Origin of the sequence: Schnuerera sp. (assembly GCF_035459645.1) — a bacterium.
GTDB lineage: Bacteria > Bacillota > Clostridia > Tissierellales > Tepidimicrobiaceae > Schnuerera.
In genome coordinates this window covers 1-25,556 of the sequence record NZ_DATHXO010000381.1, presented here as the reverse complement: position 1 = coordinate 25,556, position 25,556 = coordinate 1, and the positions used below count along the sequence as shown (strand labels likewise).

The 25,556-nt window shown below is 32.7% G+C and carries 38 protein-coding genes; all 38 read right to left on the bottom strand.

Annotated elements, in window-relative coordinates; translation table 11 throughout:
- The coding region (locus tag VK998_RS09020; protein ID WP_325227782.1) for an NADH-ubiquinone oxidoreductase-F iron-sulfur binding region domain-containing protein at positions 1 to 818 on the bottom strand (818 nt) is incomplete at its 3' end.
- A 550-nt stretch (positions 819 to 1,368) separates the two neighbouring features.
- Positions 1,369 to 2,772, bottom strand: a complete 1,404-nt coding sequence (locus tag VK998_RS09015; RefSeq protein WP_325227780.1) for a hypothetical protein — start codon at positions 2,770 to 2,772, stop codon at positions 1,369 to 1,371.
- A gap of 67 nt (positions 2,773 to 2,839) precedes the next feature.
- Positions 2,840 to 3,454 carry a phosphatase PAP2 family protein gene (locus VK998_RS09010; RefSeq protein ID WP_325227779.1) on the bottom strand — a complete coding sequence of 205 codons (615 nt, stop codon included), beginning with the start codon at positions 3,452 to 3,454 and terminating at the stop codon, positions 2,840 to 2,842.
- A gap of 47 nt (positions 3,455 to 3,501) precedes the next feature.
- Positions 3,502 to 4,917: a dihydrolipoyl dehydrogenase gene (gene lpdA, locus VK998_RS09005; protein WP_325227778.1), complete on the bottom strand. Its 1,416-nt coding sequence runs from the start codon at positions 4,915 to 4,917 to the stop codon at positions 3,502 to 3,504.
- 10 nt (positions 4,918 to 4,927) lie between these two features.
- Complete coding sequence (gene gcvPB / locus VK998_RS09000; protein ID WP_325227776.1) at positions 4,928 to 6,382, bottom strand: aminomethyl-transferring glycine dehydrogenase subunit GcvPB; 1,455 nt, start codon at positions 6,380 to 6,382, stop codon at positions 4,928 to 4,930.
- Positions 6,379 to 7,725: an aminomethyl-transferring glycine dehydrogenase subunit GcvPA gene (gene gcvPA, locus VK998_RS08995; protein WP_325227775.1), complete on the bottom strand. Its 1,347-nt coding sequence runs from the start codon at positions 7,723 to 7,725 to the stop codon at positions 6,379 to 6,381. The genes gcvPB and gcvPA overlap by 4 nt, the downstream gene beginning before the upstream one ends.
- Positions 7,726 to 7,729: 4 nt before the next feature.
- Positions 7,730 to 8,113: a glycine cleavage system protein GcvH gene (gene gcvH, locus VK998_RS08990; protein WP_325227774.1), complete on the bottom strand. Its 384-nt coding sequence runs from the start codon at positions 8,111 to 8,113 to the stop codon at positions 7,730 to 7,732.
- A gap of 29 nt (positions 8,114 to 8,142) precedes the next feature.
- Positions 8,143 to 9,237, bottom strand: a complete 1,095-nt coding sequence (gene gcvT / locus VK998_RS08985; RefSeq protein WP_325227773.1) for a glycine cleavage system aminomethyltransferase GcvT — start codon at positions 9,235 to 9,237, stop codon at positions 8,143 to 8,145.
- A gap of 399 nt (positions 9,238 to 9,636) precedes the next feature.
- Positions 9,637 to 10,365, bottom strand: a complete 729-nt coding sequence (gene cwlD, locus VK998_RS08980) for an N-acetylmuramoyl-L-alanine amidase CwlD (RefSeq protein ID WP_325227771.1) — start codon at positions 10,363 to 10,365, stop codon at positions 9,637 to 9,639.
- Between the two features lie 174 nt (positions 10,366 to 10,539).
- Positions 10,540 to 10,932 carry a 30S ribosomal protein S9 gene (rpsI, locus tag VK998_RS08975; protein WP_325227769.1) on the bottom strand — a complete coding sequence of 131 codons (393 nt, stop codon included), beginning with the start codon at positions 10,930 to 10,932 and terminating at the stop codon, positions 10,540 to 10,542.
- A gap of 27 nt (positions 10,933 to 10,959) precedes the next feature.
- A complete protein-coding gene (rplM, locus tag VK998_RS08970) occupies positions 10,960 to 11,388 on the bottom strand; it encodes a 50S ribosomal protein L13 (RefSeq protein ID WP_325227768.1) in 429 nt (142 codons plus the stop codon).
- A gap of 161 nt (positions 11,389 to 11,549) precedes the next feature.
- The gene (gene truA, locus VK998_RS08965; RefSeq protein ID WP_325227767.1) at positions 11,550 to 12,290 is read right to left on the bottom strand and encodes a tRNA pseudouridine(38-40) synthase TruA; all 741 of its coding nucleotides are present in this window, start codon (positions 12,288 to 12,290) and stop codon (positions 11,550 to 11,552) included.
- 11 nt (positions 12,291 to 12,301) lie between these two features.
- Positions 12,302 to 13,108 (bottom strand): energy-coupling factor transporter transmembrane component T family protein, encoded by an 807-nt coding sequence (locus tag VK998_RS08960; RefSeq protein WP_325227766.1) that lies wholly within the window; start codon positions 13,106 to 13,108, stop codon positions 12,302 to 12,304.
- Complete coding sequence (locus VK998_RS08955) at positions 13,101 to 13,961, bottom strand: energy-coupling factor transporter ATPase (RefSeq protein WP_325227765.1); 861 nt, start codon at positions 13,959 to 13,961, stop codon at positions 13,101 to 13,103. The genes VK998_RS08960 and VK998_RS08955 overlap by 8 nt, the downstream gene beginning before the upstream one ends.
- A complete protein-coding gene (locus VK998_RS08950) occupies positions 13,958 to 14,791 on the bottom strand; it encodes an energy-coupling factor transporter ATPase (protein ID WP_325227764.1) in 834 nt (277 codons plus the stop codon). The genes VK998_RS08955 and VK998_RS08950 overlap by 4 nt, the downstream gene beginning before the upstream one ends.
- Before the next feature lie 148 nt (positions 14,792 to 14,939).
- Positions 14,940 to 15,281 (bottom strand): 50S ribosomal protein L17, encoded by a 342-nt coding sequence (gene rplQ / locus VK998_RS08945; RefSeq protein ID WP_325227763.1) that lies wholly within the window; start codon positions 15,279 to 15,281, stop codon positions 14,940 to 14,942.
- A gap of 23 nt (positions 15,282 to 15,304) precedes the next feature.
- Positions 15,305 to 16,252, bottom strand: coding sequence for a DNA-directed RNA polymerase subunit alpha (locus VK998_RS08940; protein ID WP_325227761.1), 948 nt, complete (start codon positions 16,250 to 16,252; stop codon positions 15,305 to 15,307).
- A 65-nt stretch (positions 16,253 to 16,317) separates the two neighbouring features.
- Positions 16,318 to 16,941 (bottom strand): 30S ribosomal protein S4, encoded by a 624-nt coding sequence (gene rpsD, locus VK998_RS08935; RefSeq protein ID WP_325227760.1) that lies wholly within the window; start codon positions 16,939 to 16,941, stop codon positions 16,318 to 16,320.
- A gap of 18 nt (positions 16,942 to 16,959) precedes the next feature.
- Positions 16,960 to 17,358 carry a 30S ribosomal protein S11 gene (gene rpsK, locus VK998_RS08930; protein ID WP_325227759.1) on the bottom strand — a complete coding sequence of 133 codons (399 nt, stop codon included), beginning with the start codon at positions 17,356 to 17,358 and terminating at the stop codon, positions 16,960 to 16,962.
- A 14-nt stretch (positions 17,359 to 17,372) separates the two neighbouring features.
- Positions 17,373 to 17,735 carry a 30S ribosomal protein S13 gene (rpsM, locus tag VK998_RS08925; RefSeq protein WP_325227758.1) on the bottom strand — a complete coding sequence of 121 codons (363 nt, stop codon included), beginning with the start codon at positions 17,733 to 17,735 and terminating at the stop codon, positions 17,373 to 17,375.
- A 58-nt stretch (positions 17,736 to 17,793) separates the two neighbouring features.
- Positions 17,794 to 17,907 carry a 50S ribosomal protein L36 gene (gene rpmJ, locus VK998_RS08920; RefSeq protein WP_025640191.1) on the bottom strand — a complete coding sequence of 38 codons (114 nt, stop codon included), beginning with the start codon at positions 17,905 to 17,907 and terminating at the stop codon, positions 17,794 to 17,796.
- 16 nt (positions 17,908 to 17,923) lie between these two features.
- Complete coding sequence (infA, locus tag VK998_RS08915) at positions 17,924 to 18,142, bottom strand: translation initiation factor IF-1 (RefSeq protein WP_325227757.1); 219 nt, start codon at positions 18,140 to 18,142, stop codon at positions 17,924 to 17,926.
- A 30-nt stretch (positions 18,143 to 18,172) separates the two neighbouring features.
- Entirely contained in the window at positions 18,173 to 18,454 is a 282-nt protein-coding gene (locus VK998_RS08910; RefSeq protein WP_325227756.1) for a KOW domain-containing RNA-binding protein, read from the bottom strand.
- A gap of 89 nt (positions 18,455 to 18,543) precedes the next feature.
- Positions 18,544 to 19,188, bottom strand: a complete 645-nt coding sequence (locus VK998_RS08905) for an adenylate kinase (RefSeq protein ID WP_325227755.1) — start codon at positions 19,186 to 19,188, stop codon at positions 18,544 to 18,546.
- A gap of 19 nt (positions 19,189 to 19,207) precedes the next feature.
- Positions 19,208 to 20,482 carry a preprotein translocase subunit SecY gene (secY, locus tag VK998_RS08900; RefSeq protein WP_325227754.1) on the bottom strand — a complete coding sequence of 425 codons (1,275 nt, stop codon included), beginning with the start codon at positions 20,480 to 20,482 and terminating at the stop codon, positions 19,208 to 19,210.
- On the bottom strand, positions 20,483 to 20,932 hold the full coding sequence (rplO, locus tag VK998_RS08895) for a 50S ribosomal protein L15 (RefSeq protein WP_325227753.1): 450 nt from the start codon (positions 20,930 to 20,932) through the stop codon (positions 20,483 to 20,485). It lies immediately after the preceding gene.
- Positions 20,933 to 20,952: 20 nt separating this feature from the next.
- Positions 20,953 to 21,129 (bottom strand): 50S ribosomal protein L30, encoded by a 177-nt coding sequence (gene rpmD, locus VK998_RS08890; protein WP_325227752.1) that lies wholly within the window; start codon positions 21,127 to 21,129, stop codon positions 20,953 to 20,955.
- 12 nt (positions 21,130 to 21,141) lie between these two features.
- Entirely contained in the window at positions 21,142 to 21,648 is a 507-nt protein-coding gene (gene rpsE / locus VK998_RS08885; RefSeq protein ID WP_325227751.1) for a 30S ribosomal protein S5, read from the bottom strand.
- Between the two features lie 17 nt (positions 21,649 to 21,665).
- Positions 21,666 to 22,034, bottom strand: a complete 369-nt coding sequence (rplR, locus tag VK998_RS08880; RefSeq protein WP_325227750.1) for a 50S ribosomal protein L18 — start codon at positions 22,032 to 22,034, stop codon at positions 21,666 to 21,668.
- A gap of 16 nt (positions 22,035 to 22,050) precedes the next feature.
- A complete protein-coding gene (gene rplF / locus VK998_RS08875; protein WP_325227749.1) occupies positions 22,051 to 22,590 on the bottom strand; it encodes a 50S ribosomal protein L6 in 540 nt (179 codons plus the stop codon).
- A gap of 36 nt (positions 22,591 to 22,626) precedes the next feature.
- Positions 22,627 to 23,022: a 30S ribosomal protein S8 gene (rpsH, locus tag VK998_RS08870; RefSeq protein ID WP_325227748.1), complete on the bottom strand. Its 396-nt coding sequence runs from the start codon at positions 23,020 to 23,022 to the stop codon at positions 22,627 to 22,629.
- 30 nt (positions 23,023 to 23,052) lie between these two features.
- Entirely contained in the window at positions 23,053 to 23,238 is a 186-nt protein-coding gene (locus VK998_RS08865) for a type Z 30S ribosomal protein S14 (protein ID WP_005583198.1), read from the bottom strand.
- Positions 23,239 to 23,256: 18 nt separating this feature from the next.
- On the bottom strand, positions 23,257 to 23,799 hold the full coding sequence (gene rplE, locus VK998_RS08860) for a 50S ribosomal protein L5 (RefSeq protein ID WP_325227747.1): 543 nt from the start codon (positions 23,797 to 23,799) through the stop codon (positions 23,257 to 23,259).
- A gap of 26 nt (positions 23,800 to 23,825) precedes the next feature.
- On the bottom strand, positions 23,826 to 24,140 hold the full coding sequence (gene rplX, locus VK998_RS08855; protein WP_325227746.1) for a 50S ribosomal protein L24: 315 nt from the start codon (positions 24,138 to 24,140) through the stop codon (positions 23,826 to 23,828).
- Positions 24,141 to 24,155: 15 nt separating this feature from the next.
- On the bottom strand, positions 24,156 to 24,524 hold the full coding sequence (gene rplN / locus VK998_RS08850; protein WP_325227745.1) for a 50S ribosomal protein L14: 369 nt from the start codon (positions 24,522 to 24,524) through the stop codon (positions 24,156 to 24,158).
- A 28-nt stretch (positions 24,525 to 24,552) separates the two neighbouring features.
- Positions 24,553 to 24,807, bottom strand: a complete 255-nt coding sequence (rpsQ, locus tag VK998_RS08845) for a 30S ribosomal protein S17 (RefSeq protein ID WP_325227743.1) — start codon at positions 24,805 to 24,807, stop codon at positions 24,553 to 24,555.
- 6 nt (positions 24,808 to 24,813) lie between these two features.
- Entirely contained in the window at positions 24,814 to 25,020 is a 207-nt protein-coding gene (gene rpmC, locus VK998_RS08840; protein WP_325227742.1) for a 50S ribosomal protein L29, read from the bottom strand.
- Entirely contained in the window at positions 25,010 to 25,453 is a 444-nt protein-coding gene (gene rplP, locus VK998_RS08835; RefSeq protein WP_325227740.1) for a 50S ribosomal protein L16, read from the bottom strand. Before rplP ends, rpmC begins: the two co-directional genes overlap by 11 nt.
- Positions 25,454 to 25,556: the final 103 nt, after the last annotated feature.

The window sequence follows — 25,556 nt, the reverse complement described above, 5'->3', positions numbered from 1 at the left end:
GGTAGTCTATAGCTTGGTATCCCATACCTTAACATTCCACCTAATCTCTGCCTTTGCTCAAATATTTCCACATCATGTCCCATTATAGATAGATAATAAGCTGCACTTAATCCGCTAGGTCCTCCCCCAACTATCGCTACCTTTTTGCCAGTAGATGGCGCCTTTTTTTCTATAGGTACTACTCCAGCATGTTCTACAGCAAAGCGCTTTAACCCTCTAATGTTGATAGAATTATCTATCATATTTCTTCTGCATCTAGTCTCACAAGGATGCTCACAAACTAAAGCACAAGTAGCTGGCATTGGATTATCTTTTCTTATTAATCTAACTGCATCTTCATACCTTCCTTCAGATATCAAAGCAATATAACCTGGAACATCTACACCTGCAGGACAAAGTGATACACAAGGTACTGGTTGATACAGTTCAAAAGTACACCGGTTACGCAAAATATGCTCTTCAAAATCGTCTCTAAAACCTTGAACACCTTTTAGAACCATATTTGCTGCTTCATAACCAATGGCACAATCTGCTGAATAATAAATAGTTCTTGCAGTTTTTTCAATAAGATCGATAATATCTAAGTCCGCTTCTCCATCCAATACATCTTCTAATAATGCTTCCAATTGTCCTAAACCAATTCTACAAGGAACGCATTTACCACAGGTTTGAGCATGACACATCTTTAGAAAAGAAGATGCTAAGTCTATAGGACATAATCCTGGTGGACTTGCAACAATCCGTCTCTCTAAGTCTTTATAAAGAGTTTCCACAGTTGCTTGTGCCTTGTCCCTAGTAATAATACTAAGTCTACTCATCTTTTCTTCTCCCCTTTCTTTGTTTGTTTTTATACATTATTTAGACAAATAAGGCTAACTTTTTATCTAAAATTTGTACTTTTATACAAATTTGTTACTAAAATTGAAATATAAAAATTAAGACATAGAGTCACAAAGGATCTGAAGGATCTAAAAGCGAGATCCTTCGCTAAAGCTCAGGATGACTTAACTTTATAATTCATTAACTATAAGAATTGGATGTCTATATTGTTTTGTTATTTTTATCACATTCTAGATTAGATTTCTATAGATTGAAAAGTATTTGTAATCTTGAATATTAATATTAATTGCTCTAAATAAAAGTGAGATTTTGAATTTTATACTTATGTAAATATTATTATAGTTAAGAAGAACAAAGAACCCTTTTGATGAAGATTTTTAATCCGATTGATGTATATATATAAATATTATTTGTAATTATTATATCATATGTATATTTTTTAGCAAATAAATAGTTTGAGTCTTCAGAATATAAAAAGGACTTTACCTCTAGAAGTTAGCCTAAAGGTAAAGTCCTGATATTCTTTCCTTATATTAAAAATATCCCTACTATAGTTGTAACTATCAATCCTATCATTACAGGTTTAAAGTTTTTTCTTGTCAACTCAAAAGGATCCACTTTACATATAGCTGCAGCTGGTATTACTGCCCAAGGTACTAAAGTCCCGCCACCAACCCATATAGCTGCTATCTGCCCTAAAGCTGTTAATGTACCTATTCCTTTCCCTATAACAGTAGCAAATAGTTTAGCAACGGAGCCTGTTAAAGCTAACCCAGAAAAACCAGAACCATCTAACCCTGTTATAGCTCCAACTGAAGTTAAAGTAACAGCTCCAACACCTGGATTTAATGGTACTACATTAGCTAAGGCTAATCCTAAATCATTGACAATTCCTTGAGACCCTTCAGGTAGCAGGTCTCCTATTACCGCTGCAAAACCCTCTCCACCTAAATAGAAAAAAGCTGCGATTGGAATAATTGGTCCAAATATTTGGAATCCAAATTTAAGTCCTTCTACCAAATGTGCTGTTATTTGTTCTAAAATCCTATCTTTATAGGTTGTAGCTGATACAATTATAAGTATAAAAATTGCTGTTCCTCCAATTAGAGCTGTAGCATCTCCACCTTGCAATTTAGCTATTAGCATTACTGCAACGTCTATAAAGAATAGAATGGGAACTAATATGGAAAAGAACCGTTTCGTTTTATTAGATAACCTATTTTTTAAACCTTTATCCTCTTTTTCTCTATCCTCTACTACTTCTTCTATTTTCTCAACTTTTAATTTTCCTTTTTTTAAATCATTTCTCAGAAAGATATAAGCTGTTATAGTAGTTACTATCCCCATTGTAAATACTAAAGGAATACTGGCAGACATAAGTTCTCCAACAGAAATCCCTGCTGCATCTGCTGTTAATTTAGGTGCTCCTTGAATTATAAAATCTCCAGACAAAGCTATTCCATGACCAAATAAATTCATAGCCATAGCTACTCCAATAGCTGGCAATCCTACTTCTACCGCCACAGGCAACAATACTACTCCTAATAATGCAACAGCAGGAGAAGGCCAAAAAAACCAAGATATAACCATCATCAAAATACCAATAATCCAGTAAGCTAAGGTTGGTGTCTTAATAAATCTTGAAAAAGGTAATACCATGACTTGACTTATTCCAACCTTGGATAGTAGAGAGCTCATTCCAACTATAATTGAAATTATTAATATAGTCCCCAGTAGCTCCACTATAGCATATATAAAACTATTAAATATAACCATTGTTGATTGGGATAATGATTTAGTAGCAATGATTGATAATAAAAATATTCCAACAATACATACAAGACTAGTGTCTCTTTTGGCAACCATAAAGCCTAGTATTAAAAAAGTAAAAATTAAATATACCCAATGTAATAAATTTAATTGATTAACCACAATACTCCCTCCTCAAAAAAATTCTTTATACTACCTAGATATGCAAAAAAAGAGTATTGGTTAATAATTATTTAATTTTTTCTACTATTCTTATAGATATATAAGTAAATATTAACCCTATAACAAATCCCATTAATACGTCTGTCGGCCAATGAACTCCTAAATAAATTCTACTAAATCCTATTGAAGATATGATCAATGAATTAATAAGCCATAATATACTTTTCATTTCCTTTGTTTTTATTTTTTTTATTAGAAGATAAGTCATCGTTGTATAAAAACTCATAGATACCATAGAATGCCCACTAGGAAAACTATAACCAGCCTGCTCTATTAAGAAATAATCTAGGGGTCTAGTCCTTATAAATATATTTTTAAGTATAAAATTCAATCCGTAAGATCCTAAAGTAGATAAGATTAACAAAAAGATCCCTTTGATATTCTTATTTCTTAGCATATGCAAAAGTATTATTAATCCTATAGGCAAGAAAAAATATACCGACCCAAAATAAGTAATTTTCTTCATAATCCCTATGCCTGAAGAAGTTGTTTTATTATGGATATGCTCCATAACTATCTCATCAAATAAAACACCGCCTTCAGAAGCTCTAATCCATATTCCAACAACTGAAAATATAATTATAAATATTATGTTTAATAATAATATTACTTTGTTTTTCATATACCCTATTTCCTCCATAAAAGAATTAAAAAGATAGCAGAAATCTGCTATCTTCTTCTTTTTCTTGGTGGTGCAATATGTATTGCCTTGTCTTCTAAACCATGCACCGCTTCCATGAAAGCTTCGCTTAATGTTGGGTGAGCATGAATGGTTCTAGTTATGCTACTAACATCCATGTCATTAGCTATGGCTAATGCTCCTTCATGGATTAAATCATTAGCATGGGGTCCTAGTATAGTAACCCCTAGTACCTTATTATCGTCTTCAGAAGCAAATACTTTAATAAATCCTTCACCTTCTCCTAAAGATAATGCTTTTCCGTTGGCAGCAAATAAGAATTTACTTACTTTATAATCTATTCCTTTTTCTTTTAATTCTCCTTCTGTCAATCCAACAAAAGCTACTTCTGGTAATGTAAATACACAGTTTGGATAAATATCTAAGTTTATATCTGGAGTTAATCCCATTATTTTCTCCATTACATATACACCTTGAGCTGATGCTACGTGGGCTAATTGGATACCCAAATCATTAACATCTCCTATAGCATATATGCCTTCAACTGTGGTTTCAAAATCTTTATCTACTTTAATACCTTTACGGTCATATTCTACTCCAATATTATCAAGGTTTAATCCTTTTGTAACAGGACCTCTACCAGAAGCAATTAGGACCTTATCTCCTACTACTTCAATTTCTTTATCTTTTTTCTTGTATTTAGCTATTACTCTTAACTTGTCCCCTTCCTTGATAATTTCTTTAGCTCTTATGTCTGCATAGACCTTCATACCTTGTTTTTTGAAAAACATAGGTAATCTTCTAGATATTTCTTTATCTATATCTTTTAATATTCTTGAAGGAAGAAGAATAACTTGAGATCCTAATTCCTGATATATACTTGCAAATTCTAAGCCTATAACTCCTCCACCTACTACAATTAAAGTTTCAGGAATTTCTTCCATTTCTAAAAGGTCATCACTGGTGATAACTCCTTCTAGATCTACACCTTTTGTTTCCGTCATAGTAGGCTCTGAACCTGTAGCAATAATTATATTATCTACAGCTATTTCACGTGTTTCTCCATCTTTTAGATTTACTAATATAGTTTTATCATCTTTAATCTTGGCTCTACCAGGAATGAATTCAATGTTTTTATAAGAGGATATTAACTGCTCTATACCTTTAACTAACTGTTCTACTACTTTAGTCTTTCTTTCTTGTAATGCTTTTCCATCTAGGCTAAAATTATCTACTTCAATTCCAAATTCTTCTGTTTTCCTTAAGGTACGCATTATTTCAGCATTTCTAAAGTAGGTTTTAGTAGGGATACAGCCTCGATTGAGGCATGTTCCCCCTACTTCTCTGTCTTCTATTAAATAGATGTTTCCACCTAGTTGAGCTCCTCTTATTGCTGCTACATATCCTCCTGGTCCTGCACCAATTACTGCAATATTTTTAGTCAAATACTGACACCTACCCTTCGTATTTAAGTACAGGATTTCTTGCTGCTTGCGTTTCATCAACTCTTCTTACTGGAGTATCGTGAGGTGCTTCTTTCAATATTTCTGGATTTTCTTTAGCTTCTTCTGCTATTTTAATTAACGCTTCAGCAAACTCATCTAGAGTTTCTTTACTTTCTGATTCTGTTGGCTCTACCATCAATGCTTCTCGTACAATAAGTGGGAAGTAAACTGTTGGTGGATGATATCCAAAGTCAAGCAATCTTTTAGCTACATCTAATGTAGTAACTTCGGATAGACTTCCCTTTAACCCTGCTAAAACAAATTCATGTTTAAATATAGTGTCTTCTGCTAAATTATAATGTTCTTTCAATCTATGTCCTAAATAATTGGCATTAAGAACTGCCATTTCACTTGCTTTTTTCAATCCATCTTTACCCATAGTTAAAATATAGGTATAAGCTCTTACTATTATGTTGAAATGACCATAAAAGTCTTTCATCCTTCCAACAGTATGAGGTACATCATAGTTTAGATAATACTTATCTCCATCCTTTTCTACTGTTGGAGTTGGTAAAAAGTCTAACAAAATATTTTTAACTCCTACTGGTCCACTACCTGGTCCTCCTCCTCCATGAGGTGTAGAGAACGTTTTGTGTATATTGAAATGTACTACGTCAAACCCCATATCTCCAGGTCTTGCTTGCCCTAAAATAGCATTGGCATTAGCACCATCATAGTACAATAATCCGCCTGCTTCGTGAACTAAATCTGCTATTTCTTTGATTTCTCTCTCAAATAATCCAAGAGTATTTGGATTAGTAAGCATTAAGCCAGCAACTTCATCACTTAGTGCTGCTTTTAAACTTTCTACATCAACAAGTCCTTCTTTTGTTGATTTAATCTCAATAGTATCAAAGCCAGCCATTACAGCTGATGCTGGATTAGTACCATGAGCAGAGTCCGGAACAATTATTTTAGTTCTTTTAGTATCTCCTTTATTCTCGTGGTAAGCTTTTATCAACGTTAATCCTGTAAGTTCACCATGAGCACCTGCCGCTGGTTGTAATGTCATTTTATCCATTCCAGCCACTTCACATAATGCTTTATCCAATTCATACATTAACTTTAATGCACCTTGTACAGTTTCTTCTGGTTGATATGGATGAAGATTTTTAAATCCGTCAAGATTTGCCATATCTTCATTTATCTTTGGATTATACTTCATTGTACAAGATCCTAATGGATAAAATCCAGTGTCTACACCAAAGTTTTTATTTGAAAGATTTGTGTAATGTCTTATTATATCAACTTCACTTACTTCTGGAAGGTTTAATTCATCCTTATTTAAATATTCCGCAGGAATTAGTTCATCTACTGCAATATCTTCCACATCATTCTCTGGAAGCATATATGCTTTTCTTCCTGACTTAGATAATTCAAATATTAACTTATTATAGTTTCTCATTTTATCCCCTCCAATACAGAGCTTAATTTATCAATTTCTTCTTTTGTCCTCTTCTCTGTTACTGCAAAGAGTACTCCATTCTTATATTGGGGATAATCTTTTTCTAATGAGTAGCCTCCCAGTATATTCTCATCTAATAACCCTTTACTTATATTATCTGCAGACATATCACTAGTTACTGCAAATTCTTTGAAAAATGGTTTATCAAATAGAGGTTTATACTTGCCAGATTTAGTTATTTCATTAAAAGCATAATGAGCTTTCTGTGTTGCTTGAAGAGCTACTTCTCTTAATCCTTTTTTGCCTAATGTAGTAAGATATACTGCAGCAGCTAATGTATTTATACCTTGATTTGAACAAATATTAGAAGTAGCTTTTTCCCTTCTTATATGTTGTTCTCTTGCCTGTAAAGTAAGTACAAAGGCTCTATTACCATCTTCATCTATAGTCTCTCCAACAATACGTCCTGGAAGTTTTCTCATATGAGCTTTGTTTACTGCAATAAATCCAAGATATGGTCCACCAAATTGTAATGGAATACCCAACGGCTGCCCTTCTCCTACTACTACATCTGCCCCTAATGAACCTGGAGACTTAAGAATTCCTAAGGATATTGGATCTACAGATGTAATAAATAAGGTTCTTTTTTGGCTATGTGCTATTTTTTCAACAGCTTCCAAATCCTCTATTATACCAAAAAAGTTTGGACTTTGAACTATAACCGCTGCTGTTTTGTCAGATAACTGATCTTTTAGCATATCAAGGTTAGTAACTCCATTTTTTTCCTCTATTTCAATTACCTCTATTCCTTGAAGATGGGCATAAGTTTTCAATACTTCTATTGATTCAGGGTTTACAGTTTTTGATATTAATATTTGGTTTCTTCTAGTTATATTTGATGCCATAAATGCTGCCTCTGCAACTGCAGTTCCCCCGTCATATAATGAAGCATTAGATACATCCATTCCAGTTAAATTAGCTATTAAAGTTTGGTACTCAAATATATACTGTAAAGTACCTTGACTTATTTCAGCTTGATAAGGAGTGTAGGATGTATAAAATTCACTTCTTGAAGTAATATGCCCAACTATTGAAGGGATGTAGTGGTCATAAGCTCCAGCACCTAAAAAGCATGTCAATTCGTTAGTAGAACTATTCTTTTGAGATAATTCTAGCATCTTCCTAGATACTTCCAACTCTGACATAGATGGTTTAAGGTTCAATTCCCTTTTAAATTTAACATTGTCTGGTATATCACTAAATAAATCTTCAGCTGAATCTAAACCAATATATTCCAACATCCTCTTCTCATCATCTTTTGTATTTGGGATGTAAGGATACATACCTTTATACCTCCTCATCTAAGAACTTTTCATATTCATCATCTGTCATCAATTCGTCTAATTGAGACTTATCAGTCATTTCAACTTTTACAATCCAAGCTTCATATGGATCTTGATTTAATAATGCAGGATCATCTAATAAATCTTCATTTACAGCTGTAATTTTACCATCTACTGGCATATATACGTCTGCAGCTGCTTTAACTGATTCTACAGCAGAAAAAGCTTCTTCTTTATCAAATTCATCTTCAACTTCTGGTAACTCAACATATACAATATCTCCTAGTTGATCTTGAGCAAAATCACTTAGTCCAATATAAGCTTCATCTCCATCAACTTTTACCCACTCATGATCATTTGTGTAATATAAACCTTTTACTACTTTCATTATTTAGCCCTCCTTAATTATCTTCATATTTATTTCTTTAAAAATTTTCTGCTAATTATTTTAGCCTTCACAGGTCTTTTTCTAATCATTACATCTACTTCATTTCCTAGTTCGATTTCGTTAATATCGATTAAAGCGTTTCCTATACTTTTCTTAAGAGTTGGTGACATATAACCAGTAGTTACATGACCAATCTTTTCACCGTCTTTATATATTTCATAGCCTTCTCTTGGTATACCTCTTCCCAACAACTCAAATCCAGCTACTTTTCTAGTTAACCCTTCAGTCCATTGGTTGTTTAAAGCTTCTTTTCCTATGAAGTCTTCTTCTTTGTCTAATTTAACAAAGAATTTCAAACCACCTTCTAATGGTGTAATATCTTTGGAAATTTCATTGCCATATAGAGGCATTCCAGCTTCAAATCTAAGAGTATCCCTACATCCTAAACCAGTTGGTTTAATACCCTCTTCTTTCCCTGCTTCTAGTATATCATTCCAAACTGTTACAATACCTTCTGCTGGTGCATATACTTCAAATCCATCCTCGCCAGTATATCCTGTACGTGAAACCATACATTCAATACCAGAAATTTTTACTTTTCTATTGAAATGGAATGGCTTAATACTTGATAAATCTGTTTCGGTAAGCTTTTGTAATATTTTTTCTGACTTAGGTCCTTGAATTGCCACTTCACCTATCTGATCTGATTTGTTTTCAATAATGATGTTAAAATCTTTTTTGTTATCAATCATCCACTTAAAATCTTTATCTGTATTAGCAGCATTGACTACAAGAAGGTATTCTTCTTCATCATACTTATAAACTAGAAAATCGTCTACTACACCTCCATCAGGATAGCACATGAAAGTATAAATTATTTGATCTGTTTTAATAGATCCAATATCGTTTGTTAATAAGTACTGTAAATAAGCTAATGCGTCTTTACCCTTTACTACTATTTCCCCCATGTGTGATACATCAAATAACCCTGCTGCGTTCCTTACTGCTTCGTGTTCTGGAATTAAACCTTCGTATTGTACTGGAAGGAACCACCCTGCATAATCGACTACTTTTCCCCCAAGCTTTACATGCTCATCGTAAAGTGGAGTTTTCTTTGCTACCATTTTACCACTCCTTCCTAAATTTAACATTTGATTAATACATGTTTTATTTTACCCTAAATGCCTTTTTTAAATCAAATATATAGCTTGAAAAAAAAGGCATATAAAAAAATATCATCGCCTTTATTATACAAGAGAAGGATTAAGAATGCAATATTGTTATTAAAGAAACAATAAAATTTTGTTATTTTTTTAACATATTGTGCTTTATATTTATTCTGATAGTTGTAGTTTGAATAAAATTTATTGAGTTTATCCACTTTATCCACATTATCCACATTCCATAGTGGATAACTTATGTAAACTTAACTTTTGGCATGATCTATTGTCCTAAAAATAATACATTTACATAATATTTTATATATCCACATTATTATAATTTGTCCACAGAAGTTATCCACATCAAAAATTATATTCTCCATTCATTTGACCAAAATATTTCATAATTCCTATATATATAGCCCAAGCTATTTTTTCTTGATATTCCTCCGTATTAAGTAGCTTTTCTTCTCTGGGATTTGATAAAAAACCACATTCAATTAGAACTGCAGGTATATCTAGTTCATTTATTAAAAATACATCGTCTCTTCCCTGAGATAATCTATGATTATTTTTATCTAGAACGTCTCTTAATTCATCTTGAATATAAGTAGCAAACAACTTGCTTTCTTTATCATCTTTTCTATAAAAGGTTTGAGCCCCATGATACTTAGACTGTTGAAAACTATTAAGATGGATAGTCACGAATATATCACATCTACCATTATCTATTATTTTTTTTCTATTATGAAGATCTTCTGTTTTCATTTCTTTCAATGTCTTAGATTTTTTTGTATATAATCCATCTTTTGATTCTCTAGTCATAATGACTCTTCCTCCGTTACTTTCTATTAACTTTTTAAGTTTTATTCCTATTTTTAAATTAATCTCATCTTCTTTAACACCACTTATTCCTACAGCCCCAGGATCTACTCCACCATGGCCTGGATCAATTCCTATTATTTTATTTGTTATTAAAATATTTGATACGGGACTTGTTTTGTTTTTAAAAGATAGTAACAAAGTTACTGAAACTAAGATAATAAATAGAAAAATATATAAATTCCTTTTCTTAATTAAAATAATCCTCATCCGATCCCCCCTATATTGAAATATATTCTCAATATTTTTGTCCATATTCCTAGTAATAAATAATCCATTAAAATAAATAAGTTCTCTTTTTGGTGCCAGGCACCAAAAAGAGAACTTATTTATCAGATATGATATTCTTGATAAAAAAAACACTGGAAAACCCAGTGTTTTGATTTATCTTTTTGAAAATTGTGGTGCTCTTCTTGCTTTCTTTAAACCGTATTTCTTTCTTTCTTTCATTCTTGGATCTCTTGTTAAGAAACCCGCTTTTTTTAATACTGGCTTTAATTCTTCATCGGAGTTTACCAAAGCTCTTGATATACCATGTCTTATAGCTCCAGCTTGACCAGTAAATCCTCCACCTTGTACATTCACAAATACATCATACTTATCTATAGTATCCGTTATAACTAAAGGTTCTTTAACAAGAACTTTCAATGTATCAAAATCAAAATATTCTTCAATATCTCTTTTATTTATAGTGATGTTTCCAGAACCTGGAAGTAATCTAACCCTAGCTACTGAGGTTTTTCTTCTTCCTGTTCCTATATATTGTATATTAGCCACTTAGAGTCCTCCCTTCTTAAAGCATAATTAAAATTCATATATTTCCGGTTGCTGAGCTTCATGATTATGTTCAGGTCCGCTATATACTTTTAATTTCTTGAACATTTTTCTTCCTAAACTATTTTTAGGAAGCATTCCTTTAATAGCTAATTGAATAGCCTTCTCTGGATTAGTACTCATCATTCTTCTATAAGTTACAGATTTTAATCCTCCTGGATAACCTGTGTGATATCTATATTGTTTTTGATCTAATTTTTTTCCAGTCAATTTCACTTTTTCTGCATTTATTATTATTACAAAATCCCCAGTGTCAACATGAGGTGTATATATAGGTTTGTTTTTACCTCTTAATATTGAAGCCACTTCTGATGCCAATCTACCTAGCACTTTTCCTTCTGCATCGATTACGTACCATTTTCTTTCAACTTCATTTGGTTTAGCCATATAGCTCTTCATCTTATTCCCTCCTTATTCCAGCGTTGAGTTATAAAAAGTTCCGGGGCTTTTTAAAACACTCTTATATATTCTAATACAAGGCAATATCAATGTCAATACGTATTTACGTGTAACAGAACTTTTTATAAATAATTTTAAATTTATAATAAATCTATAATTGTTTAATAATTATAAAAAACCTTGTCTAAATACAATCCTTCTGGTGGAGCAGTATGTCCTGCTAATTTCCTATTTTTTGAACGTATTATGTCAGGGATATCATTGCCCTTTATTTTACCTACTCCTATTTCTACCATAGTTCCAATTATTATTCTTATCATATTATATAAAAATCCATTTCCTTCAATGGTGAATATTGTTAAATCCCTAGTTCTTTCTAAGTTAAATTTATTAATAGTCCTAGTAGTTGTTTTTACATTACTATTTGATGCCATAAAAGTTGAAAAATCATGAGTTCCCATAAAATATTTAGTAGCTTTTTCTATTTCCTTATAATCTAAAGTATGAGGTACATGGTATGCAAAGTTTCTATATATAGGATTTCTAATATCCTTATTGTATATAATGTATTGATATCTCTTCCCTATAGCATCGTATCTAGCGTGAAACTTATCTGCCACCTGTATAGATTCTATTATACTAATATCTTTAGGTAGCTTGGTGTTTAATGCAAATTTAAATCTATCAACTGGTATATTGGAGTGGGTGAAAAAATTTGCCACTTGCCCTTTTGCATGAACGCCACTATCTGTTCTTCCTGAACCTATTAATTTCACTTTCTCTTTGGAAACCAATTGGATTGCCTTCTCTATTTCTTCTTGAATGCTATTTTCTTTTTTTTGTTTTTGCCAACCACAATAATTAGTGCCATCGTACTGTATGGTAAGTTTAACATTTGTCATATGATTACCTCTTAAATAAATCCTATATATCTATTAGAAATAATGAATCCGAAGAATATGGACATAGATACAATTGCTAATATATCTTGCCTCTTTAATTTTAGCTCATTCAATCTTGTTCTATGTTCTCCACCACGATAGCACCTAGCTTCCATTGCTGTAGCTAATTCATCTGCTCTTCTAAAAGCATTTATGAAAAGAGGTACCAACAAAGGCACTAAATTCTTAGCTCTATTGATAATATTTCCACTTTCAAAGTCTGCTCCTCTTGCCATTTGAGCTTTCATAATTTTATCTGTTTCTTCTAACAAAGTAGGGATGAACCTTAAAGCGATGGTCATCATCATTGCTAGTTCATGTGCTGGAAGGCCAATTTTTTTAAAAGGTGATAAAAGTTTTTCTATACCGTCTGTCAAGGATATTGGTGATGTTGTAAGGGTTAATAAAGAGGTTCCAGTAATCAAAAATATAAGCCTTAAAGCCATAAATACCGCTTGACTAAGACCTTCTTTAGTTATAGTTAATGGACCTATCTCAAATAATAATTCTCCCTTGGTTAATAATACATTTATAGCAAAAGTAATCCCTATTATTACCATGAGCGGCTTTAGACCTTTTAGTACATATTTAAAGGGTACCTTAGATAGCCAAATTGTAAAAATAATGAAGGCTAAAATAAGCAAATATGGTGGAAATGTTTTTATGAAAAACAAAGATGTTATAAACATTATTATTATTATTATTTTTATCCTAGGGTCTAATCTATGAATAAATGTATCCCCTGGAAAGTATTGACCTATTGTAATATCTTTAAGCATTTCCTCTTCTCCTTAAATAATTTATTAACTCATCTTTTGCTTCTTCGACTGTCAGTATAGCATCTTCTACTTGGTTCCCCTTGATTTTATATTGTCTCATAAAAGATGTAATTTGAGGAGTTCCTAAACCTAGCTCTTCTAACTTTTCTGCTTTTTTAAAAATTTCCCTTGTCTTATCCTCCATAGCCATTTTTCCTCTATGCATTACAATTATCCTATCTACCAACCTAGCTATATCTTCCATACTATGTGAAACCAATATAATAGTTATTCCTTCTTGGTACAATGTTTGTAGCCTTCCTAATATTTCATCTCTGCCTCTTGGATCTAACCCAGCTGTAGGTTCATCTAATATTAATACCTTTGGCTTCATAGCTAAAACCCCTGCTATAGCTACCCTTCTTTTTTGTCCTCCGCTTAATTCAAAAGGAGATCTATCTTTAAGGTAATCAAAGTTCAATTCTACTAATTCCATAGCTTTTTTAACTCTTATATGAACCTCATCCTCACCTAAGCCTAAATTTTTAGGTCCAAAAGCTATATCTTTATATACTGTTTCTTCGAATAGTTGATGTTCCGGATATTGAAATACTAGGCCTACTTTTTGTCTGATTTCTTTTAAATTAGCACTACTGGAATTTATATCTATTCCATCTACTATTACTTTGCCTGATGTAGGTTTCATAAGTCCATTTAGATGTTGAACTAAAGTTGATTTGCCTGAACCTGTATGTCCAATCAATCCAATAAAATCCCCTTCTTCTATGCCAAAGCTTATATTGTCCAAAGCTTTCTTTTCGAAGGGAGTATTAGGGTTATATATATAATTTACATTTTCTAATTTTATAATCATAGAGCATTCACCAGTTCTTCTATAGTCAATATATCAATCGGAACTTTTATACCTTCTTTTTTTAATTCATATGCTAACTCTGTTACTTGTGGTACATCTAATCCAAGTTCTTTTATCTTCTCTACTTGGCTAAATATTTCCCTGGGTCTTCCTTCCATTACAATTTCTCCTTGTTCCATTACCATTATTCTATCTGCCTCTACAGCTTCATCCATAAAATGAGTTATATGGACAATAGTTTTTTCTTCTTCCTTATTCAATTTCTTAATAGTCTTTATTATCTCTTTTCTACCAGTAGGATCTAGCATAGCTGTAGGTTCATCAAGTATTATACATTCTGGTTTCATAGCTAATATGCCTGCTATTGCTACTCTCTGCTTTTGACCTCCTGAAAGCAAATGTGGCGCATGTTTTTTATACTCTGTCATCTCTACTATCTCTAGAGCTTTATCTACTCTTTCCCTAATTTCTAAAGGCGGAATTCCTTGATTTTCTGGACCAAAAGCTACATCTTCTTCTACAATAGTAGCTACTATTTGATTGTCTGGATTTTGAAAAACCATTCCAGCAGTTTGCCTTATATTCCAAATTTTTTCTTCATCTTTTGTGTTTATATTATTTACATAAACATTACCTTTTGTAGGTAATAATAATCCATTCATAAGCTTTGCTAATGTGGATTTACCTGAACCATTATGTCCTAAAACAACCAGATACTCACCTTTTTTAACAGAAATATTTATATCTTTAACTGCTATTAGATGACTATCTTCTCCAATAGAACTGTATTCATATGTTACATTTTCTATGTTTATCATTGCATCTGCCATTTTTATCCCCTAGCTTTCAGTTATTTACAATATCTAATATAACACAAAGATTTTCAATTGACAACCAAAAACAGTTGACAATTGAAAAAAGGGACTAAGTAATTACCATAGGAGACCTAAGGTCTCCTCTACTTAATCCCCTACCCATTTATACTAATTCCAAAATAGCCATTTCTGTGCTGTCCCCTCTACGAGGACCTAGTTTTAACACTCTTGTATATCCACCATTTCTATCTGCATATCTTGGTGCTATTTCGTCAAATAATTTTTTAACCACATCTTCATCATATATATAAGCTAACACCTGTCTTCTAGCATGTAGATCCCCTCTTTTACCAAGAGTAATCATTTTTTCCGCCATCCTTCTTGTTTCTTTGGCTCTAGTAACAGTGGTTTCTATTCTTTCGTGTTTCAATAAACTTGTTACTTGATTTCTTAACATTGCTTTTCTATGATCTGTAGGGCGACCAAGTTTTCTTAATGTAGCCATATCCATCCCTCCTTCATATCTTGCTATTCATCTATTTTGCTTAAAGATAACTCTAGTTCTGCAAGTTTTTCCTGAATTTCTTCTAGAGATTTTTTACCTAGATTCCTTACCTTCATTAAATCTTCTTCTGTTTTCTGAGTGAGTTCATCTACTGTATTAATACCAGCTCTTTTCAGACAATTATAAGATCTTACTGATAAGTCAAGTTCTTCAACTGTCATTTCTAATACTTTCTCTTTTTTATCTTCTTCTTTTTCTACCATTATTTCTACATTATTTACATGATCAGTTAACCCAATAAATAGATTTAAATGTTCAGTAAGTATTTTAGCTCCTAAGGAAGTTGCTTCTTCTGGCTTCATAGTACCATTAGTCCAAACTTCAAGAGTTAATTTATCGTAATCTGTTATCTGTCCTACCCTTGTATTCTCTACCAAAAAATTAACCTTTTTCACAGGAGTAAAAGAAGAGTCTATAGGTATTACTCCAACTGATTGGCCTTCTCTTTTATTCCTTTCAGCAACATTATACCCTCTTCCCTTTATCATCTCAAGTTCCATATATAGCTTGCCATCTTCATTAACTGTAGCTATATAATGATCTTTGTTTAATATTTCTATATCCGGACCAGTAACAATATCACCTGCTGTTATTACTTGTGCACCTTCAGCCTCAATTCTTAATGTAACAGGCTCATCAGAATATACCTTAGCAGCAATACCTTTTATATTTAATATCATTTCAGGAACATCTTCTAATACTCCTGGTACTACAGCAAACTCATGTAGTACCCCTTGAATTTTTATGGATGATACGGCAGCACCTGGTAGTGAAGATAATAGAACACGTCTCAAACCATTTCCTAAGGTAGTACCATATCCCCTTTCAAGAGGTTCTACAACAAACTTCCCATAAGTGTTGTCTTCACTCACTTCAATAATCTCTATTCTTGGTTTTTCAATTTCTATCATTAACATTAACCCTCCTTATATATATTATTATCAAAGGACGAGGGTGACTGATTTTATTACAGATATTATTTAGAATACAACTCTACTATCAAATGTTCTTCTACTGGAATATCAATGTCATCTCTAGCTGGCTCAGCTACAATTCTACCCCTATATTCCTCAGGACTAACCTCTAACCATCTAACTGCATTACCTCTATGATTTTCAATGGTTTCTTTAAACTTAGGACTATTTTTACTTTTCTCTTTTATTTCAACAACGTCTCCAACTTTCAAAATATATGATGGTATATCTACTTTCTTACCATTTACTGTAAAATGCCCATGTCTAACAAGCTGCCTTGCTTCAGCTCTTGAAGTGGCAAATCCCAATCTATATACCACATTATCTAGTCTAAGTTCTAGTAATTTTAATAAGTTTTCCCCTGTTATTCCTGTCATTCTATCTGCTTTATTGAAATACATCCTCATTTGTGATTCTTGTATTCCGTAGAATCTACGAACTTTTTGTTTCTCTCTTAACTGTAACCCATATTCAGTTACTTTCTTTCTTGATTGTCCGTGTTGTCCAGGAGCATAGTTTCTTTTTGAAACTGGACATTTATCTGTATAGCATTTATCTCCTTTTAAATATAGTTTCTGTCCTTCTCTACGACATAACCTACATACTGGACCTGTATATCTAGCCATCTATTCACACCTCCTATATTAAACTCTTCTACGTTTTGGTGGTCTACAACCATTATGTGGAATTGGAGTAACATCTTTAATTAAATTCACTTCTAAACCTGTTGCTTGAAGAGATCTTATAGCTGCTTCTCTTCCTGAACCAGGTCCTTTTACATATACTTCAACAGATTTCAATCCATGTTCCATTGCTTTTTTAGCTGCTTCTTCTGCCGCTTGTTGGGCTGCAAAAGGAGTAGATTTTCTTGAACCTCTAAATCCTAATTGTCCAGCACTTGCCCATGATAAAACATTTCCTTGTAAATCTGTTAAAGTTACCATTGTATTGTTAAAAGTTGAAGAGATATGGGCCTGACCTCTTTCTATATTCTTACGTTCTCTTCTTCTAACACGTGTTGTTCTAGCTTTTTTAGCTGCCAATTATCTTCCCTCCTTTATCTTTTCTTACCGATAACTCTCTTAGGACCTTTCCTTGTTCTTGCGTTAGTTTTAGTTCTTTGTCCTCTAACCGGAAGCCCTCTTCTGTGTCTAATCCCTCTATAACAATTTATCTCTCTTAATCTCTTTAAATTCAATGAAACTTCTCTTCGTAAATCACCTTCAACGTTATAGCTATCTATAATATTTCTTATTGTATTAACTTCAGTTTCTGTTAAATCCTTTACTCTTGTATTAGGATCTACGTTGGCTTTTTGTAAAATTTCTTTTGATCTAGACCTACCTATTCCATAAATATAAGTCAAACCAATTTCTACTCTTTTATCTCTTGGTAAGTCAATACCTGCAATTCTAGCCATTACTATTTACACCTCCTAATGGTATCTATTCAATAAAGTTTGCAGCAGCATCCTATTATTAACCTTGTTTTTGTTTATGCTTTGGATTTTCACAAATTACCATTACTCTTCCTTTTCTTCTAATAACCTTACACTTTTCACACATTTTCTTTACTGATGGTCTTACTTTCATTTTACTCCCTCCTATGCTACTTATTTCGCCAGGTTATTCTGCCCCTTGTCAAATCATAAGGTGATAATTCGACAGTTACTTTATCTCCAGCAAGTATCCTAATATAATTCATTCTTAACTTTCCAGAAATATGGGCTAATATTTCGTGACCATTTTCTAGCCTTACTTTAAAAATAGCATTTGGCAAGGCATCTACTACTGTCCCCTCAACTTCAATAACATCTTTTTTAGACATTCAGTTATCGAACCTCCTATTTAAACAATTTTAAAAACTTTTATTGAAAGGTTCTAACAATTTTCTAATATAAGCATTATTTATTTTCATACTATTATCTAGTTTATACTTTAATTCCGGCAATACAGTATTATAAACAGTTAAATGTTTTACCTTTTTTTTCTTGGGTTTATCTAGTTTTCTTAGATTTCCATCTACTACTAAAACATGTTTATCATCAACAACGCTTAATACCAAGAAAATATTACCTTTATCTCGACCAGCTCTAGACTTAACCACTTGACCAATGGTTATGTCGTTAGTTGAATCCATTAAGTTCACCTCTTTATCGGTATAATAGATGAGCTGTAGATGAGCTGTCATATTAATCAACTGAGAAAGGCAGTGGCCTTTCTCTAAAATTACCCTTCTAATGAGTCTACTATATCTTCGAAAAGTAAATCTATTGGCTTATTGCCATCTACATTTAATATTAACCCTTTTTCTGTATAATAATCAATTAAAGGTTCAGTTTGCTTAAGATATACTTCAATTCTTTTTTTTATGGTTTCTACTTTATCGTCATCCCTTTGGAATAGTTCACCACCACAATTATCACAAATTTTTTCCCGCTTAGGTGGACTGAACTTAATATGATAGGTAGAACCACAATCCTTACAAACTCTTCTTCCTATGGCTCTTTCTATTAATACTTCTTTCCCTACTTCTATATTTATTACTTTATCTAATTTTAGCTCCATCTCAATTAATTCTTTATCTAGAGCCTCACCTTGACTAAGGGTTCTAGGAAATCCATCTAAAAGGAAACCATTTTTACAATCTTCTTCTGTTAATCTATCTTTTACAATGGAAATTACCAATTCATCTGGAACTAATAATCCTTTATCCATATATCCTTTTGCTTTTCTTCCTAATTCTGTTCCCATCTTTATATTGGTCCTAAAAATATCTCCTGTAGATATGTGAGGTATATCATATTTCTTCACTATAGCTGATGCCTGAGTACCTTTGCCTGCACCAGGAGGCCCAAGTAAAATTAATCTCAACTAAATCATCCCCTATAGTTTATTTCAAGAAACCTTTATAATGTCTCATTAACATCTGTGATTCGATTTGTTTTACAGTTTCAAGGGCTACACCAACCACTATTATTATAGCAGTTCCACCAAAATTAATGTTCATTTTAAACAAATGAGACAATATTATTGGTAAAGACGCTATTAGTGCAAGGGCTATAGCACCTACAAAGGTTATTCTTGATATTACCTTGTTTAAATAATCCGATGTTGGTCTTCCAGGTCTGATTCCTGGAATGAATCCACCATATTGCTGCAAGTTTTTTGCATATTCAACTGTATTAAATTGAACAGCTGTATAAAAATAAGTGAAGAAAATAATTAAAAGCACATTAAGGATTGAATATACCCATATGCCCACACTTCCCTGAACTGTCAAATACTTAGTTATCCAAGCTGATGGCTCTCCTTTAAAGAAAAGAGCTATTGTTTGAGGAAATGCTAACAATGAAGTAGAAAATATCACAGGAATAACTCCTGCCATAGATACCTTTAAAGGTATATGTGAGCTTTGTCCACCGTACATCTTTCTACCTACAACTCTTTTGGCATATTGAACTGGTATTTTCCTTTCCCCTTCTTGTAATGCCACAACTACAGCAATTATTAATAGAGCAGCTATTCCAAACAGTATTAATTTAATTATACTTATTGCTCCAACTCTTACTAATTCAATAGATTTTACAAACTGAGAAGGAAGCCTTGATATAATACCGACAAATATAATAAGGGAAATACCGTTTCCGATACCTCTTTCAGTAATAAGGTCTCCTATCCAAATCAAAAAGGTGGTACCTGCTGTTAAGGATATTATAACTATAGCAGTTTGTAATGCACCTTGTGCAATAAGAGCCTGATTGAAGAACCCAAAGGTAGTACCTATCGCCTGAATAATGGCTAATATTACTGCACCATATTTTGTCCATTGTGCCATTTTCTTTCTGCCCTCTTCTCCTTCTTTGGCTATTTCCTCCAATTTTGGAATAGCTATTGTAAGAAGTTGCATTATTATAGAGGCAGTAATGTAAGGATAAATATTCAAAGCAAAAATACTAAAATTACTAAAGGTTCCACCGGCCATTAAATCAAGAAACTCCAATACTCCTGCTTGGCCTGCTTCAAATATCTGCTTAATAGCTTCTTTATCCATATATGGGACTGGAATACTTGAACCCAATCTAATTACTAGAAGCATCAACATTGTAAAGATGATTTTTTTTCTAATATCTGGTATTCTCCAGGCATTCCTCAAGGTTGAAAGCATCTATATCACCTCTACCTTTCCTCCTGCAGCCTCAATTTTTTCAGCAGCTGTTTTGCTAAATTTATGGGCTTTTACAGTGAGTTTTTTATTTATATCTCCATCACCCAACACTTTTACACCATCTATCGCTTTGCCTTTTTTAATCACACCTTCATCTATCAAAAGTTCTAGTGTAATTACTGTATTATCTTCAAATTTATTTAAATCTTCAACATTTATAATAGCATATTCTTTAGCGAATATGTTAGTAAATCCACGTTTTGGTAACCTTCTAATCAATGGCATTTGACCACCTTCAAAACCGGGTCTCACTCCACCACCTGTTCGTGACTTTTGACCTTTATGTCCTCTTCCAGAAGTTTTCCCATGGCCTGAACTAGTACCCCTACCAATTCTCTTACGTTTTTTAGTTCCGCCTCCAGCATTTGGTCTTAAATCATTTAGTTTCATAGGTACACCTCCTCTAAAAATTATTCTATCACTTCAACCATGTAGTCTACTAGAGCTATCATACCTCTAATTTGAGGAGTATCATCTTTTTCTACTACCTGGCCAATCTTTTTAAGTCCAAGAGCTTTTATGGTTTTTCTATGATTTTCTGGTCTTCCGATATTAGATCTAACCAATTTGATTTTTAACTTAGCCATTATACTCCCCTCCTAACCTAATATTTCATCTACAGTTTTTCCTCTAAGTTTAGCAACATCTTCTGCTCTTTTTAAGTTCATTAAAGCTTCCATAGTTGCATTTACAACGTTTCTCGGATTATTGGAGCCTAAAGATTTTGTTCTTATATCCCTTATACCAGCTAACTCACAAACAGCACGTACTGCTCCACCTGCAATTACTCCAGTACCTTCTTTAGATGGTTTTAATAGAACCCTTCCTGCTCCAAAGATACCAATTATCTCATGAGGTATAGTAGTTCCTACAAGGGGAACTTCAACAATGTGTTTTCTAGCATCTTGAATAGCTTTTCTTATAGCTTCCGGTACTTCAAGAGCTTTAGACATACCTACACCTACATGCCCATTTTCATCTCCTACTACTACAAGGGCGCTAAATCTAAAGTTTCTACCACCTTTAACAACCTTTGCTACACGATTAATACTTACAACTCTTTCTTTTAAATCTAACTCATTAGGATTTATATATGAACGTTCCATTTATTCCCCTCCTTTTCTTAAAATTTAAGTCCAGCTTCTCGAGCTCCTTCTGCAAGTTCTCTAATTCTTCCATGGTAAATATGTCCGCCTCTGTCAAATACCACTTCATTGATTCCTTTGTCAAGAGCTCTCTTTCCAACTAATTCACCTACAAGTTTAGCTGCTTCCTTATTCTGACTTGATGGCAGCTTTTCTTTTAATTCTTTATCTAATGTTGAAGCTGATACTAAAGTATGACCGTCTATATCATCAATAACCTGAGCATATATATGATTATTGCTTCTATATATATTTAGTCTTGGTCTTTCAGGAGTTCCATAAACTTTTTGTCTAACTCTTATATGTCTTTTTTTTCTCGTTTCATTTCTTTTAATTTTTTTTAGCAATCCTAATCACTCCCTTCTACTTACCAGTCTTACCAACTTTTCTTCTTACATATTCATCAGAATATCTAACTCCCTTACCTTTATAAGGTTCTGGTTTTCTAAATTCTCTAATTACTGCTGCATAGTTCCCAACCAATTGTTTGTTTATACCTTTAATTATTATTTGGTTAGCTGCAGGTACTTCTACTTCAATTCCTTCTGGATCTTCTAATTCTACTGGATGAGAAAATCCTAAGTTTAATATCAATTTTTTCCCTTGTTTTTGAGCTCTATATCCTGTGCCTTGTATTACTAATTTTTTTGTGTAACCGTTAGTTACGCCTTCTATCATATTTGCAATTAATGTCCTTGTTAACCCATGCAATGATTTATGTCTTTTGTTTTCAGTTGGGCGATTAACAAATATTTGATTTTCTTCTACTTTAATCTCCATATCTGGGCTTAATTGCTCTTTTGTTACACCTTTAGGTCCTTTGACCTCCATCAAATTTTTATCACCTAATTTTATTTCAACTCCACTTGGGATATCTATTGGTTTCAATCCTATTCTTGACATAAGTGCACCTCCTGTTCCTGTAGACTAAGTTTTTTATTACCATACATAACAAATAACTTCTCCACCTATACCTTCTTTTCTTGCATCCTTATCAGTCATTATACCTTTAGATGTTGAAAGGATTGCTATTCCAAGTCCGCCTAATACCTTGGGTATCTCGTCGTTTTTAACATAAACCCTTAATCCCGGTTTAGATATTTTTTTAATTCCGCTTAAAACTTTCTCGTTATATTTGCCATATTTTAATTCAACTCTAATAATCCCTTGTTTTCCATCCTCTATTACGTCGAATCCTTTTATGAAACCCTCATTTAGCAAAATTTGGGCTAATTCTCTCTTTATATTTGAGGCAGGAATATCAACAGAATCATGTTTAGCATTATTCCCATTTCTTATTCTTGTTAACATATCTGCAATTGGGTCAGTCATCATATTTAGCTACCTCCTTTCATAACCTTAGTACTACCAGCTTGCTTTTCTAACTCCAGGAATTTGGCCTTTATATGCTAATTCTCTAAAGCAAATACGACATATACCGTATTTTCTTAAATATCCATGAGGTCTCCCACATATCTTACATCTATTGTACTCTCTTGTACTAAACTTCGCTTTTCTCTTTTGCTTAGCGATCATCGATTTTTTTGCCAAAATTTTTTCCCTCCTTCTTTACTTTTTAAAGGGCATACCCATAAATTCTAAAAATGCTTTTGCTTCTTCATCAGAATTTGCAGTTGTAACAACTACTATATCCAACCCTCTTATATTCTCTACCATATCATAATTAATTTCTGGAAAAATTAATTGTTCTTTTATGCCTAATGCATAGTTTCCTCTACCATCAAAAGAGGAACCATTTACTCCTCTAAAATCCCTAACTCTTGGTAATGAAATATTCATAAGTTTATCTAAAAAATCATACATTTTTTCTCCTCTTAAGGTAACTTTTACTCCTACATTCATTCCTTCACGTAGTTTAAAATTAGCAATGGATTTTTTTGCACGAGTTACTACTGGCTTTTGTCCTGAAATAAGTTCCATTTCTTTTACAGCTGATTCTAAAGCTTTAGGATTATCTTTAGCTTCTCCTACACCCATATTTATTACTACTTTTTCTAATCTTGGAACTTCCATAATATTTCTATACTGAAATCTTTCCATTAATGCTGGTATAACTTCATTTTGGTATTTTTCTTTTAATCTGGAAGTCATTCTTATTACCTCCTTTCAATAGACTATTATCTATCTAATATTTCTCCACATTTTTTGCATACTCTAACTTTTGAACCATTCTCTAAAATTTTATAGCCTACTCTAACTCCAGTTTTATCCTTCTCACAATAATACATAACTTTTGAAGCATTCATAGGGCCTTCTTTAGTAATTATTCCGCCTTGTTGTTTAGGACCTTGCCCCTTCATATGCTTAGTTACCATATTTATTCCTTCAACAATTACTCTATTCTCTCTAGGTAATACTTTTAGTATTTTGCCTTTTTTACCTTTGTCTTTTCCAGAAATTACTATTACAGTATCTCCGCTCTTTACATGCATACTCTACACCTCCTCTTACAGTACTTCTGGTGCTAAGGATATTATCTTCATGAAGTTTCCTCTTCTTAATTCTCTGGTTACAGGACCAAATATACGGGTTCCTACAGGGTTATTGTCTTCTTTTATAATAACTGCTGCATTATCATCAAATTTTATATAAGAACCATCATTTCTTCTTACGCCATGTTTTGTCCTTACAACTACAGCTTTAATTATTTCTCCTTTTTTAACAACTCCTCCAGGTGTTGCACTCTTAACAGAGCAAACTATAACATCTCCAATATTAGCATACTTTTTATTAGTACCGCCTAATACCCTGATAACTAATAACTCTCTTGCACCTGAATTATCAGCAACTTTTATTCGGCTTTCGGTTTGAATCATTAGAATACCTCCTTTCCAGGCATAAGGACTATTTTGCTTTTTCTATTATATTTACAAGTCTCCAATGTTTATCTTTACTCAATGGTCTAGTTTCCATTATTTTCACTACATCACCGATTTTACATTCGTTATTTTCATCATGAGCTTTAAACTTAGTAGTTCTTTTTATTTGCTTTTTATATAAAGGGTGGGTTACAAATGTTTCAACAGCAACAACAACAGTTTTGTCCATTTTATCGCTTACAACATAACCTACTCTTACTTTACGGTTTCCTCTATCCATATGAGGTTAAACCTCCTTTCCTATACCTAATTCTCGTTCTCTAACGATGGTTTTAACACGGGCAATATCTTTTCTAACAGCTTTTATTCTCATAGGGTTATCTAATTGACCTGTAGCCAACTGAAATCGTAAATTAAATAATTCGTTTTTTAAGTCTAACAGTCTTGTATTTAGTTCTTGATCTGTCATTTGGCGAATTTCTTTAGCCTTCATTAGCTTCACCACCCTTTTCTTCTCCATCTTCACGAGTAACAAATTTAGTCTTTATAGGCAATTTGTGTGCTGCCAATCTCATAGCTTCTCTAGCTACTTCTTCTGATACTCCACCCATTTCAAATAAGATTCTTCCTGGTTTTATGACTGATACCCAATATTCTGGGGACCCTTTACCAGAACCCATACGAGTTTCAGCTGGTTTTTCAGTAACTGGTTTATCAGGAAATACTTTAATCCAAATATTCCCGCCTCTTTTTATAGATCTTGTCATAGCACGTCTAGCTGCTTCTATTTGATTAGAAGTTATCCATGCTGGCTCAAGAGCTTGCAGTCCATATTCGCCATAGGTTATTTTATTACCTCTAGAAGCATTTCCCTTCATTCTTCCTCTATGAACTCTACGATATTTTACTCTTTTAGGCATTAACATTTTACCTTCCTCCTTCCTACAAGCTATTTATAAGCTACTTTGTTGAATCCTTCTTTTTCGTTTTATTTTCTTCATCTACTTTTTTAGTAGGAAGAATCTCTCC